At 54.5% G+C, this 12,449-nt stretch carries 12 protein-coding genes; 2 read left to right on the forward strand and 10 right to left on the reverse strand.

The window, feature by feature from the left end:
* Positions 1-209: 209 nt before the first annotated feature.
* From HCH49_RS14335 to HCH49_RS14380, 10 genes are all read right to left on the reverse strand, one after another.
* Positions 210-950: a carbonic anhydrase gene (locus tag HCH49_RS14335; RefSeq protein ID WP_221702994.1), complete on the reverse strand. Its 741-nt coding sequence runs from the start codon at positions 948-950 to the stop codon at positions 210-212.
* A gap of 128 nt (positions 951-1,078) precedes the next feature.
* Complete coding sequence (prmA, locus tag HCH49_RS14340; protein ID WP_039260393.1) at positions 1,079-1,960, reverse strand: 50S ribosomal protein L11 methyltransferase; 882 nt, start codon at positions 1,958-1,960, stop codon at positions 1,079-1,081.
* Positions 1,961-1,971: 11 nt separating this feature from the next.
* Positions 1,972-3,423: a sodium/pantothenate symporter gene (gene panF / locus HCH49_RS14345; RefSeq protein ID WP_063440905.1), complete on the reverse strand. Its 1,452-nt coding sequence runs from the start codon at positions 3,421-3,423 to the stop codon at positions 1,972-1,974.
* Entirely contained in the window at positions 3,413-3,655 is a 243-nt protein-coding gene (locus HCH49_RS14350) for a YhdT family protein (RefSeq protein ID WP_006178860.1), read from the reverse strand. The genes panF and HCH49_RS14350 overlap by 11 nt, the downstream gene beginning before the upstream one ends.
* Before the next feature lie 108 nt (positions 3,656-3,763).
* Positions 3,764-5,113, reverse strand: a complete 1,350-nt coding sequence (gene accC / locus HCH49_RS14355; RefSeq protein ID WP_023333644.1) for an acetyl-CoA carboxylase biotin carboxylase subunit — start codon at positions 5,111-5,113, stop codon at positions 3,764-3,766.
* Positions 5,114-5,123: 10 nt separating this feature from the next.
* Positions 5,124-5,585, reverse strand: coding sequence for an acetyl-CoA carboxylase biotin carboxyl carrier protein (gene accB / locus HCH49_RS14360; protein WP_010436174.1), 462 nt, complete (start codon positions 5,583-5,585; stop codon positions 5,124-5,126).
* A 21-nt stretch (positions 5,586-5,606) separates the two neighbouring features.
* On the reverse strand, positions 5,607-6,059 hold the full coding sequence (gene aroQ, locus HCH49_RS14365; RefSeq protein ID WP_221702912.1) for a type II 3-dehydroquinate dehydratase: 453 nt from the start codon (positions 6,057-6,059) through the stop codon (positions 5,607-5,609).
* Between the two features lie 234 nt (positions 6,060-6,293).
* Complete coding sequence (gene msrQ / locus HCH49_RS14370; RefSeq protein WP_032659655.1) at positions 6,294-6,893, reverse strand: protein-methionine-sulfoxide reductase heme-binding subunit MsrQ; 600 nt, start codon at positions 6,891-6,893, stop codon at positions 6,294-6,296.
* Positions 6,894-7,895 (reverse strand): protein-methionine-sulfoxide reductase catalytic subunit MsrP, encoded by a 1,002-nt coding sequence (gene msrP / locus HCH49_RS14375; RefSeq protein WP_029741739.1) that lies wholly within the window; start codon positions 7,893-7,895, stop codon positions 6,894-6,896. It lies immediately after the preceding gene.
* Between the two features lie 77 nt (positions 7,896-7,972).
* Positions 7,973-8,947 carry an MDR family oxidoreductase gene (locus HCH49_RS14380; RefSeq protein WP_032659658.1) on the reverse strand — a complete coding sequence of 325 codons (975 nt, stop codon included), beginning with the start codon at positions 8,945-8,947 and terminating at the stop codon, positions 7,973-7,975.
* A 182-nt stretch (positions 8,948-9,129) separates the two neighbouring features.
* On the opposite strand from HCH49_RS14380, the gene csrD reads away from it, so the two are divergent.
* Both csrD and mreB read left to right on the forward strand, forming a co-directional pair.
* Positions 9,130-11,070: an RNase E specificity factor CsrD gene (gene csrD, locus HCH49_RS14385; RefSeq protein ID WP_221702913.1), complete on the forward strand. Its 1,941-nt coding sequence runs from the start codon at positions 9,130-9,132 to the stop codon at positions 11,068-11,070.
* Positions 11,071-11,352: 282 nt separating this feature from the next.
* A complete protein-coding gene (gene mreB, locus HCH49_RS14390; RefSeq protein ID WP_000913396.1) occupies positions 11,353-12,396 on the forward strand; it encodes a rod shape-determining protein MreB in 1,044 nt (347 codons plus the stop codon).
* Positions 12,397-12,449: the final 53 nt, after the last annotated feature.

Raw genomic sequence — 12,449 nt, forward strand, 5'->3', positions numbered from 1 at the left:
TCCCGTTAAAAATTATTCATTATTTAAATCATTAAGTTATATGGTAATGGTTATTTTATGGGCGCTTACAATTTCCCGTAACTTCTCATCATTTCTGAATAAATGCGTCGCTGAAGCGGGATAATCTGCTGTTTTTAACAGCAGATTTCCCTTCTTCTTTGCGATCTGCGTCGCATTTTAGAACATGATCGTCATGCGAAAAATGCCTGTTATTCGACCACGACGCGCCCATGCAGCGACTGTACCGGACGGTTATTATCGTGATGCATTGTCCGGGTGAATCTGGCAAGTTGTTCTGCAGAAACCGTCAGGGGCTGTTTAAGTACAATCCAGGTAACGCCTTCTGAACACGGTGGAGTGGTCAGTGAACCGCTAAAGCGCCAGTACGTTTTATTTTTTGGCAGCAGTTTGTTCAGGTTGAGATCCTGTTTGATGGAGACGTTCTGCTCGGCCTGCTGAGGCATAACGCGCCACAGTTTTTCAAGCTCCGGGTTTGCGGCCCCTTTATCAAACATGACCGCCACCACCGTCAGTTCCCCACTGGCATTTTTATGAACCAGATGCATTTCCATCGCGTATCTCTTGCCATGTACGGTGTTTTCGCTCGGCGCGTGGAAATGGAACTGCTGTAACGTCCAGGTTTGCTTATCGAGAGTAAGGGTATCGCGGGTGTTCGCCTGTTCACCTGCCTGAATGGTATGGCCATTGTTCGTCAGTGTAACAGGGCCATCAACGTAGTGGGTTTGTAGCGGGGAGAGATGGGCGTTAGTGGTCGAATCAATATTAACAGGAGACTGGTTCATACCGCTTTGACAGGTCTTATATTCCTCGTCCATCTCGCCCCAGTGTTGCGGTGAACCTTCCCCTTCATAGCTCCAGTGTGATGCAAATGCTGAAGCCGAAATCATGCTCAGCGCCAGCAGCGCTGCCTTGCCTGTAACGTGTGTCATCATATTCTTCCGGTGAATTTTTGTAATACAAATCAACATGATTTGTAGGGTTATTTTACCGAAGAATGAACGGGGGAGAGAGGATTATCAGAGGGTGAGAGGCGTGGTCAGATGACCACGCCAGATTCTTATTTTTTACGGCCGGTGATGCGGCACCACTCTTCTTTTTCCACCACCGGGTCGAGAGCAAAGAGATCGGCGTAAGCTTCACACACGCTGTCGGCCTGGCTTGCCAGGATACCGGAAAGCCCCAGCAGACCACCCTCAACGGGCAGCACGCTGATTAACGGAGCCAGTTCGCGCAGTGGGCCCGCCAGAATGTTTGCGACCACCACATCGGCTTTCATGGCTTCTGGCTGAGCATCCGGCAGATACAGCTCCAGACGATCGGAGACGCCGTTACGCTCGGCATTATCGCGGCTGGCCTGAATCGCCTGCGGATCGATATCGATCCCGATGGCTTTTGCCGCGCCCAGCTTCAGGGCTGCAATCGCGAGGATCCCGGATCCGCAGCCGAAGTCGATCACTGTCTTACCGTCCAGATCCAGACCATCCAGCCACTGCAGGCACAGAGACGTGGTTGGGTGAGTACCGGTACCAAACGCCAGGCCCGGGTCGAGCATCACGTTCACTGCGCTTTCATCAGGGACATCGCGCCAGCTCGGACAGATCCACAGACGTTTGCCGAACTGCATCGGGTGGAAGTTATCCATCCACTCGCGTTCCCAGTCTTTATCTTCCAGCTGTTCGATTTTATGCACGAAACCTGCGCCCAGCAGAGGATGATTCTCCAGAATCGCGACAACCTCTTTCATATCGGTTTCGGCATCAAACAGGCCAATAACGTCGGTATCACCCCACAGGCGGGTTTCGCCCGGCAGCGGCTCAAAGACCGGCGTGTCATGCGTGTCCTGGAAGGTGATAGAGACCGAACCGGCCTCCATCAGCGCATCGCTCAGCTCTTCGGCGTTAGCGCCGGTTGTGTTCAGTTTTAGTTGGATCCACGGCATGGCAAAACTCTTTATTTATCAGTAGAAATCATAGCGGGTTGTGGGACGGGCTGACCGAAACGGTTCCCCACCACAAACGCCAGTAAACTTAGCAGTAACGAAGGCACAATCGGATGGAAGCCCAGGTACTGAATCTTAAACGTTGCGAGGACGGCGTAAAGCACGCCGCCGACAATCATCGCGCTCAGCGCACCGGCGGCATTCGCGCGCTCCCAGTAGAGCCCTAACACCAGCGGCCACAGGAATACGGCTTCAAGCCCACCAAATGCCAGCAGGTTCAGCCAGATGATCATCTCCGGCGGGCGCCACGCGGCTAACAGCAGCAATGCCCCTAACGCCAGAGTAATAACGGCCGACATGCGCTTCAGGCGCCGTTCATTCTCTGCCTGCTCAGGACGCAGGTTCAGATAGAGATCTTTTATGATCGTAGCGGAACTTTGCAGCAGCTGAGCGTTGATGGTCGACATAATGGCGGCCATCGGTGCGGCGAGGAAGATCCCGGCGGCAAATGGCGGCAGTACTTTAACCATCAGGGTTGGGATAACCAGATCGGGTACGGTAAGGTCAGGAATAACTGCCCGACCTAACGCGCCCGCCAGGTGCATACCAAACATCAGGATTGCGACAACGATAGTGCCGATAATGATACCTCTGTGCACGGCTTTGCTGTCTTTGTAAGAGATACAGCGCACGGCGGTATGCGGCAGGCCAATCACCCCAAAGCACACCAACACCCAGAACGAGGTCATAAAGGTTGGCGAAAGGATGTCATCCGCGCCCTGCGGCGAAACCAGTTTTGGATCGATCGTCTCGAGCGTTTCAACCGCATGGCTCAGGCCGCCCGCGGCGTGGACGATGCCGACCAGCAGGACAATAGTGCCGATAAGCATAACCATGCCCTGCATCGTATCGTTCAGCACGCTGGCGCGGAATCCGCCAAACGCGGTATACAGCGCAATGCTGACTCCAAAGATGATCAAGCCTGTCTCGTAGGGAATACCCGCCGCCGTTTCCAGCAGGCGTGCCCCGCCGATAAACTGCACCGTCATTGCGCCAATAAAGGCCACCAGCAGGCTTAAGCTGGCCAGCCACACCAGTAAACGGCTCTGATAGCGGGCAAACAGCATATCGTTGAGCGTCACGGCATTATAACGGCGCGCCAGAATGGCAAATTTTTTACCCAGTATGCCCAGCGAGAGCCAGACGGCAGGAAGCTGGATCATCGCCAGCAGCACCCAGCCTAACCCGTATTTATAGGCTGCTCCGGGTCCGCCGATAAACGAACTGGCGCTGATGTAGGTCGCGGTCAGCGTCATGGCCAGCACGACGCCGCCCATCGAGCGGCTGCCAAGAAAATACTCGTTCAGGAAGGTGCCCGTCGTTCTTTTACGCATGGCGTAAACGGATAAACCAAACACCACTAACAAGTAAGCGATAAGCGGCAGAATGACTTCAAGCTGCATCATCGTCCTCCAGCGGAATATCGCGATAAATGAATTTCACCATTGCCCAGCACAGCAGGATGAAAACCAGCGGTACCAGCAGACACGCCATTTCGAACCAGTGCGGCAGGCCGGTGATGCCAATAGCGGAGTCAGGTAAGTAAGCAGTTACTAACCATGCAGCGAGATAGAGAAGGGTCAGCCACAGCGCCCAGCGCGCTTCTTTATGGGCCTGAACAAAACGTTTGTCCATTTTTTGTCCCTTGTGGATGAAGAAAGCGGGGATTGTACATGATGGGGCCTGGCGATCCCCAGAAATAAAAAAGGCCGGATAATCCGGCCTTTTAGCAACACAGGTCTCTTACTTCTCGTTCAGACCGAGTTTTTTCTCCAGATAGTGGATATTAGTTCCACCATTCTGGAAGTGCTCGTCGCTCATGATACGCATCTGCAGATCTACGTTGGTTTTGATACCGTCGATGATCAGCTCCTGCAGGGCGTTTTTCATGCGGGCAATCGCCACGTCACGGTTTTCGCCGTAGCAGATAAGCTTGCCGATCATTGAGTCATAGTACGGCGGTACGGTGTAACCGGCGTAGATATGAGACTCCCAGCGCACACCAAAGCCACCCGGCGCGTGGAAACGCGTGATTTTACCCGGGCTTGGCAGGAAGGTGTTCGGGTCTTCGGCGTTGATACGGCACTCTACCGCATGGCCTTTCACCACAACTTCTTCCTGCTTGATGGACAGCGGCTGGCCTGCAGCGATACGCAGCTGTTCTTTGATCAGGTCAACGCCGGTGATCATTTCGGTAACCGGGTGTTCAACCTGAATACGGGTGTTCATTTCGATGAAATAGAACTCGCCGTTTTCGAACAGGAACTCAAAGGTACCTGCACCGCGATAGCCGATATCGACACACGCTTTGGAGCAACGCTCGCCGATGTAGCGACGCAGTTCCGGGGTAATGCCCGGTGCTGGTGCTTCTTCGACCACTTTCTGGTGACGACGCTGCATGGAGCAGTCACGTTCTGCCAGATAGATCGCGTTACCCTGACCGTCAGCCAGCACCTGAATTTCGATGTGGCGTGGGTTTTCCAGGTATTTTTCCATGTACACCATGTCATTGCTGAAAGCGGCTTTCGCTTCTGCTTTGGTCATGGAGATGGACTGCGCCAGTTCAGCATCGCTGCGCACAACGCGCATACCGCGACCGCCGCCGCCGCCGGACGCCTTGATGATAACCGGATAGCCAATGCGTTTAGCATGAGCACGGTTAGCATCCATGTCGTCGGTCAGAGGGCCGTCAGAGCCTGGTACGGTTGGAACACCGGCTTTTTTCATCGCGGTGATTGCAGACACTTTGTCGCCCATCAGGCGGATGGTGTCGGCTTTCGGGCCGATGAAGATGAAGCCAGAGCGTTCAACCTGCTCAGCAAAGTTGGCGTTCTCAGAGAGGAAGCCGTAACCCGGATGAATTGCCACCGCGCCGGTGATTTCAGCGGCGCTGATGATAGCCGGGATGTTCAGATAGCTTTTTACGGACGGAGCCGGGCCAATACAGACCGTCTCATCCGCCAGCAATACGTGTTTTAAATCGCGATCCGCGCTTGAGTGCACAGCGACGGTCTTGATGCCCAGTTCTTTACAGGCACGAAGAATACGCAGTGCGATCTCGCCGCGGTTGGCGATAACAATTTTATCCAGCATGTACGCCTCGTTACTCGATGACGACCAGCGGCTCGTCAAATTCAACCGGCTGACCACTTTCGACCAGAATCGCTTTCACAGTACCTGATTTGTCTGCTTCGATCTGGTTCATCATTTTCATCGCTTCAACGATGCACAGGGTATCGCCTACGTTGACTTTCTGACCCACTTCGATGAACGCCTTCGCGTCCGGGCTCGGGGTGCGGTAGAAAGTACCAACCATTGGGGAACGTACGATGTGACCACTGATTTCTGCTGCAGCGGCAGGTGCGGCTTCAGCTGCTGGCGCAACGGCTGCGGAGAGCGCAGGCTGCTGCACTGGCGCAGCATACGCTTGCTGCATTACCGGGAAGCTAGCGGCTGGGGCTGCACGGCTGATGCGTACAGACTCTTCGCCTTCAGAAATTTCCAGTTCGGAGATGCCTGATTCTTCAACCAGCTCGATCAGTTTTTTAATCTTACGAATATCCATGAGTGGGTTCCGTACTCTTGTTTAGTGTGATTGTGACAAGCGTTTTACCGCTGTCTGTAAAGCGTATGAATAGCCGTCTGCGCCCAGTCCACAGATAACGCCAGCAGCGATATCCGACAGATACGAATGGTGACGGAACGGCTCTCGGGCGTGCACATTACTCAGGTGGATCTCGATAAACGGGATACTCACCGCGAGCAGTGCGTCGCGGATAGCAACACTGGTGTGCGTAAACGCGGCCGGATTGATCAGGATATAGTCCACATTGTCTTTAGCCTGATGAATACGGTCGATGAGTGCGTACTCCGCATTCGACTGAAAATGATCCAAATCCACATTCAGTGCCGCTGCTTCCGTTCCCAGACGGTTAACAATTTCACTCAATGTTAGCGTGCCGTACTTCTCTGGCTCACGGGTGCCGAGCATGTTCAGGTTCGGTCCGTTCAAAACTAAGATATGGAACTTATCAGTCATAATGCCGCTATCTCCTGCGATTTTCGGGTAAAAAACAAAATATACCTTCGAAACGCAAATGTCACCTTTTCAGAGGCTTAAAACCGCTGTCAGGCGAACCAAGGTCGCACATTATAACGATTTCGTAGCATTTAGCAGCTAAATACTGGTCTTATCAGGGAAGATTATCAACCGCTATCCGAAAAAGATTTGCGGTTGACGGGTAATCTGCGGGAAAACGCACAGTTTCGCGAACTATCGCAACCACTGGCGGAACTTCTTGTAACGCCATGCTAAAAGCGCCACGGCCGCCAGTGCATAAAGGATTGGCTGCGGCGAGAGGATCTTCACCGACCACAGGTAATGAATGGGAGCGAGGATCGCGACAAGATAGACGAAGTTGTGCAGCAGCTGCCAGCGCCTGCCCAGTTTTCGCTGCGCATATTGCGTGGATGTCAGCGCTAACGCCAGTAAAACCACCCAGCTCACGATACCCAGCGTCAGATAAGGACGTGTCACCAGTTCGCGGCCAAGCAGCGCCAGATTGTTAATTCCCAGTTCCAGCAGGGCGTAGCTGGTGAGGTGCAGCGTCGCCCAGGCAAAACACCATAGCCCTAATAGCCGACGGGTGCGAATCAATAAGGGCTGTTTAGCGTAGCGCGCCAGCGGCGAGACGAGCAAGGTGGCCAGCAAAAATTTCAGAGCCATCCGACCGGTAAAATGCTGGATATCCTTTGCAGGATCTGCGCTAAAGAGCCCCTGGCTGGCGGCCCAGAACAGCCATATAAAAGGAAGCAGCCCGGCCAGGTGCAGCAGCACTTTCAGCCAGGTAATCTGTTTTGCCGTTAAACGCACTCAGAAGTTCTCCCGTAAGTTGAGGCCACGGTAAAGCGAGGCCACTTCATCCGCATAGCCGTTAAATAGCAGCGTCGGCTGGCGCTTTACGTCCAGCGCACCGCCGGAACCGATAAACCGCTCGGTTGCCTGCGACCAGCGCGGATGATCCACGTGCGGGTTCACGTTGGCGAAGAAACCGTATTCGTCCGGAGCCGCCAGATTCCAGGTGGTTGGCGGACGTTCGCGGGTAAGCTTAATGCTGACGATAGACTTAATCCCTTTGAAGCCATATTTCCACGGTACGGTTAAACGGATGGGGGCACCGTTCTGCGGCGGAAGCGCTTTGCCATAAACGCCAACGGTCAGCAGGGTGAGGGGGTGCATAGCTTCGTCGAGACGTAGCCCTTCCACATACGGATACTCAAGCCCGCCGCCGATGAACCGATCTTTCTGCCCGGGCATCTCGTCCGGCGCATAGCGCGTCTGGAAAGCGACATATTTTGCGTTGCTGGTGGGCTCAACCATTGCCAGCAGTTTATGCAGCGGGAAGCCAATCCAGGGCACCACCATCGACCACGCCTCCACGCAGCGCATGCGATAGATACGCTCTTCGAGCGGGAAACGGGTAGTAAGATCGTGGTGATCCAGCGTCAGGGGTTTCGCCACTTCGCCATCAATTTTCAGCGTCCACGGATCGGTTTTGAGGCTCCCCGCGTTGGCGGCAGGATCGGCCTTATCGAGACCAAATTCGTAGAAGTTGTTGTAGCCGGTAACTTTATCTTCCGGCGTGAGCGTCAGCTTGTTTTGCCATTCGGCCGGTTTCGTAAAGGTGAGCGGGGCGCCGGATGGGGCCTTTGGCCGATCGTTGCCTTTAAACCAGTCGAGCAGGTCGGCGTGTGCCGCCGGAGAGAGCGTCAGGGCTGTGGCGCTGATGCCAAGCATTTTCAGGATCTGGCGGCGCTGTAACATAAAGACAGACTCAGACGTTACGTCGGCTTCCGTCAGTTTTCGGTTTTTCATGGCATCCTCCGTCATGCGTTTTTCTAAGCATGACGGAGGAGAGGGATTCGCGCGAATATGTCACGAAAATTTGAAGATTAGGCGATTTTCACCAGCGCGCGGCCGTGGAATTGGTTGTCCATGATCTTACTGGCGTATTCCGGCGCCTGGCTGAGGGTTATCTCCGTTGCGCTCTGGGTATAGAAAGATTCCGGCAGATCGCGCACCAGCCGTTCCCAGGCTTCATGACGACGGGCCGGCGGGGTCATCACGGAATCCACGCCCTGCAGGCGTACGTTACGCAGAATAAATGGCATCACGGTGGTTGGCAGGGCAAATCCGCCCGCCAGACCGCAGGCTGCCACGCAGCCGCCGTAGTTCATCTGCGCCAGGACTTTTGCCAGCACCTTATCACCGACGGTATCCACCGCCCCTGCCCAAACCTGTTTTTCCAGCGGACGGGTTTCGGCAAATTCGTCACGGCTGAGAATGCGGCTGGCACCGAGCTGGCGCAGATAGTCATGGGTGCTTTCTCGGCCGGAAACCGCAGCGACCTGATAGCCCAGCTTGTGGAGCAGCGTGACTGCCGTGCTGCCCACGCCGCCGCTGGCGCCGGTGACGACAATTTCCCCTGACTCAGGGCGGATACCTGCATCTTCCAGCGCCATCACGCACAGCATGGCGGTAAAGCCTGCCGTGCCGACGATCATCGCCTTGCGGCCATCCATGCCTTTCGGCACAGGCACCAGCCAGTCGCCCTTCACGCGCGCCTGCGTTGCCAGCCCGCCCCAGTGATTTTCACCCACGCCCCAGCCTGTGAGCAGCACATGCTGGCCCGGATGGAAGCGCGGATCCTCGCTGGTATGAACCCGCCCAGCGAAATCGATCCCCGGCACCATAGGGAAATTTCGGATGATTTTACCCTTACCGGTTATAGCCAGCGCATCTTTATAATTTAAACTGGACCAGTCGATGTCGACGGTTACGTCGCCTTCCGGCAGGCGACTCTCTTCAACCGCCTGCACTGAGGCAAGCGTTTTGCCGTCCTGCTGTTCTAAGATCAAAGCCTGCATACGGGGTCCTCACGACTCAGATGATTGGAAAATAATTTCTGAAGACTATACTCGCTCAGGGAAACGCAGTGCCGATTTAACGCAATAAATTGCCAGATACGCCCGATTTGGTAGTATGCCGCATTTGAAATGCAAGTTAGCGCTTACTCGCTACCCCATCAACCCACGGAGTAATCTCAAGGATGCGATTAACGACGAAGTTCTCAGCTTTTATCACCTTGCTGACGGGGCTTACCATTTTTGTCACGCTTCTGGGCTGTTCCCTGAGTTTTTACACCGCCATTCAGGACAAGCTGGTCAACCGGGTACAGTCTGTTGCCTCGGTGATTGATACGCGTCTGCTGACGACGCCCCTACCGGCGCTCTCCCGTGAGCTTGATGAGTTGATGGTACCTGTTGATATCGTTCAGATCGACATTCTGCAGGGAAAGCATCTTGTTTTAAGCCATGAACGACCGGGAAGCTATCGCCCCGCGGGCGTGGTAAGCCAGTATCGGGAAGTGACGGTGCATTCCCTTAAAAATCCGGGGATGACCATACACATGGTCTACCTCGATCCGATGGCCAGCTATTTCCGTTCCATGATGACCACCGCGCCGCTCACCATCGCCGTTGCGTTTATCGTCCTGCTGATCTTTCTCGCGGTCCGCTGGCTGCGCCGCCAGCTCTCTGGTCAGGAGCTGCTGGAGATGCGATCCGTACGTATCCTGAACGGTGAACGCGGCCCGCAGGTGCGTGGCTCTGTTCACGAGTGGCCGTCACGCGCCAGCAGCGCGCTCGATACCCTGCTCTCCGAAATCCAGTTTGCCAGCGATCAGCGCAGCCGTATGGATACGCTGATCCGCTCTTATGCGGCGCAGGATAATAAAACTGGCCTTAACAACCGTCTTTTCTTTGATAATCAGCTCGCCACGCTGCTCGACGATTCAGAAAAAGTGGGGACACACGGGGTGGTGATGATGATTCGTCTGCCCGATTTCGATCTCCTGCGCGACACCTGGGGACAGCGTGCCGCGGAAGAAAACCTCTTTACGCTGATCAACCTGCTCTCCACCTTTATTATGCGCTACCCGGGCGCGCTGCTGGCCCGCTATCACCGCAGCGACTTTGCCGTGCTGTTGCCTCACCGTACGCTGAAGGAATCCGAAAGCATCGCCAGCCAGCTGCTGAAGGCGGTAGATGCGCTGCCGCAGAGCAAAATGCTCGACAGGGACGATATGGTCCACATGGGGATCTGCGCCTGGCGTGGCGGACAATCGACTGAACAGGTGATGGAGCACGCGGAAGCCGCTACCCGCAACGCCGTGTTACAGGGGGCCAACGGATGGGCGGTTTACGATGACTCGCTGCCGGAAAAAGGGCGCGGCAACGTGCGCTGGCGCACGCTGATTGAGCAAATGCTCAGCCGCGGCGGGCCACGTATTTATCAAAAACCCGCGGTCATGAAAAACGGCAACGTTCATCACCGTGAACTGATGTGTCGTATTTTTGACGGTACCGAAGAGGTCATCTCTGCGGAATATCTGCCGATGGTGCTGCAATTTGGCCTGTCCGAAGAGTATGACCGCCAGCAAATTACCCGGCTGATTCCGTTTTTATCCTTCTGGCCTGAAGAAAACCTGGCGTTACAGGTCACCGTGGAGTCGTTAATACGCCCACGTTTTCAGCGCTGGCTACGTGATACGTTAATGCAATGCGAAAAATCGCAACGTAAACACATTATTTTTGAACTTGCTGAGGCCGATGTAGGTCAACACATCAGCCGGTTACGTCCGGTGGTACGTTTGATCAATGCGCTCGGTGCTCGTATCGCTGTGACGCAGGCAGGTTTAACGCTGGTCAGCACCAACTGGATCAAGGAGCTGGATGTGGAGTTATTAAAGCTACATCCGGGGCTGGTAAGGAATATTGAGAAGCGTACGGAAAACCAGCTGCTGGTACAGAGTCTGGTAGAAGCGTGCAAGGGTACGCGAACACAAGTATTCGCCACGGGCGTGCGCTCCAGAAGCGAATGGCAGATGTTAACAGCGCGCGGCGTGATGGGCGGTCAGGGGGATTTTTTTGCTGCCTCTCAACCGCTTGACACCAACGTGAAAAAATATTTGCAAAGATACTCTGTTTGACCTGCCGTTTACGCTGTTTTCACGTAGAATATCGCGCCTGTAGCTTTGAGTATGTCGAGCAAAAAGCCAGTGAACGACCTGTAACGGGTTACAAACGTCAGTGGGGAACGCTACTGTTTACTCAGCCCTGAGGGAATCAGGGGATGATTTTGTAACATCAGGAAACGTACTGCACAAATTTTCACCGTTGCAGATGATTTTTGCGCCTTGTCGCTGCTGCGTGTGGTTGGTAAAGTAAGCGGATTTTGTTTTCCGCCCCAGCTTTCAGGATTATCCCTTAGTATGTTGAAAAAATTTCGTGGCATGTTTTCCAATGACCTGTCCATTGACCTGGGTACCGCGAATACCCTTATTTATGTAAAAGGACAAGGCATCGTATTGAATGAGCCTTCCGTTGTGGCCATTCGTCAGGATCGTGCAGGCTCGCCGAAAAGCGTGGCTGCAGTGGGTCATGACGCGAAGCAGATGCTGGGTCGTACCCCTGGCAACATCGCCGCCATTCGCCCAATGAAAGACGGCGTTATCGCCGACTTCTTCGTGACTGAAAAAATGCTTCAGCACTTCATCAAGCAGGTTCACAGCAACAGCTTCATGCGTCCAAGCCCGCGTGTTCTGGTGTGTGTGCCGGTTGGTGCAACCCAGGTAGAGCGTCGCGCAATCCGTGAATCTGCCCAGGGTGCAGGTGCACGTGAAGTGTTCCTGATTGAAGAGCCAATGGCTGCGGCCATCGGTGCTGGCCTGCCTGTTTCCGAAGCTACCGGTTCTATGGTTGTGGATATCGGTGGTGGTACCACTGAAGTGGCCGTTATCTCTCTGAACGGCGTGGTGTACTCCTCTTCCGTACGTATCGGTGGTGACCGCTTCGATGAAGCCATCATTAATTATGTGCGCCGTAACTACGGCTCTCTGATCGGTGAAGCCACCGCAGAGCGTATCAAACACGAAATCGGCTCTGCGTATCCGGGCGATGAAGTGCGTGAGATCGAAGTACGTGGCCGTAACCTGGCTGAAGGTGTTCCACGCGGTTTCACCCTGAACTCCAACGAAATTCTGGAAGCTCTGCAGGAACCACTGACGGGCATCGTGAGCGCGGTAATGGTTGCGCTGGAACAGTGTCCACCAGAGCTGGCGTCCGATATCTCCGAGCGCGGTATGGTTCTGACCGGTGGTGGTGCGCTGCTGCGTAACCTCGACCGCCTGTTAATGGAAGAGACAGGTATTCCTGTCGTAGTTGCAGAAGATCCACTGACTTGCGTCGCCCGTGGTGGTGGCAAGGCGCTGGAAATGATCGACATGCACGGCGGCGATTTGTTCAGCGAAGAGTAGTCGAGTTTGAGAGGGTAGCAATTTGCTACCCTTTCTCTCTGACGCGAGAATAC

Source organism: Enterobacter sp. Y17 (assembly GCF_019730495.1).
Lineage (GTDB): Bacteria > Pseudomonadota > Gammaproteobacteria > Enterobacterales > Enterobacteriaceae > Enterobacter > Enterobacter asburiae_B.

Bases quoted from the DNA above. Each gene is read 5' to 3' on its own strand.
- accC (WP_023333644.1), bottom strand. From the start codon at position 5,113: ATGCTGGATAAAATTGTTATCGCCAACCGCGGCGAGATCGCACTGCGT.
- accB (WP_010436174.1), bottom strand. From the start codon at position 5,585: ATGGATATTCGTAAGATTAAAAAACTGATCGAGCTGGTTGAAGAATCA.
- HCH49_RS14380 (WP_032659658.1), bottom strand. From the start codon at position 8,947: ATGCAGGCTTTGATCTTAGAACAGCAGGACGGCAAAACGCTTGCCTCA.
- csrD (WP_221702913.1), top strand. From the start codon at position 9,130: ATGCGATTAACGACGAAGTTCTCAGCTTTTATCACCTTGCTGACGGGG.
- HCH49_RS14350 (WP_006178860.1), bottom strand. From the start codon at position 3,655: ATGGACAAACGTTTTGTTCAGGCCCATAAAGAAGCGCGCTGGGCGCTG.
- prmA (WP_039260393.1), bottom strand. From the start codon at position 1,960: ATGCCGTGGATCCAACTAAAACTGAACACAACCGGCGCTAACGCCGAA.
- mreB (WP_000913396.1), top strand. From the start codon at position 11,353: ATGTTGAAAAAATTTCGTGGCATGTTTTCCAATGACCTGTCCATTGAC.
- panF (WP_063440905.1), bottom strand. From the start codon at position 3,423: ATGCAGCTTGAAGTCATTCTGCCGCTTATCGCTTACTTGTTAGTGGTG.
- aroQ (WP_221702912.1), bottom strand. From the start codon at position 6,059: ATGACTGATAAGTTCCATATCTTAGTTTTGAACGGACCGAACCTGAAC.
- HCH49_RS14335 (WP_221702994.1), bottom strand. From the start codon at position 950: ATGACACACGTTACAGGCAAGGCAGCGCTGCTGGCGCTGAGCATGATT.
- msrP (WP_029741739.1), bottom strand. From the start codon at position 7,895: ATGAAAAACCGAAAACTGACGGAAGCCGACGTAACGTCTGAGTCTGTC.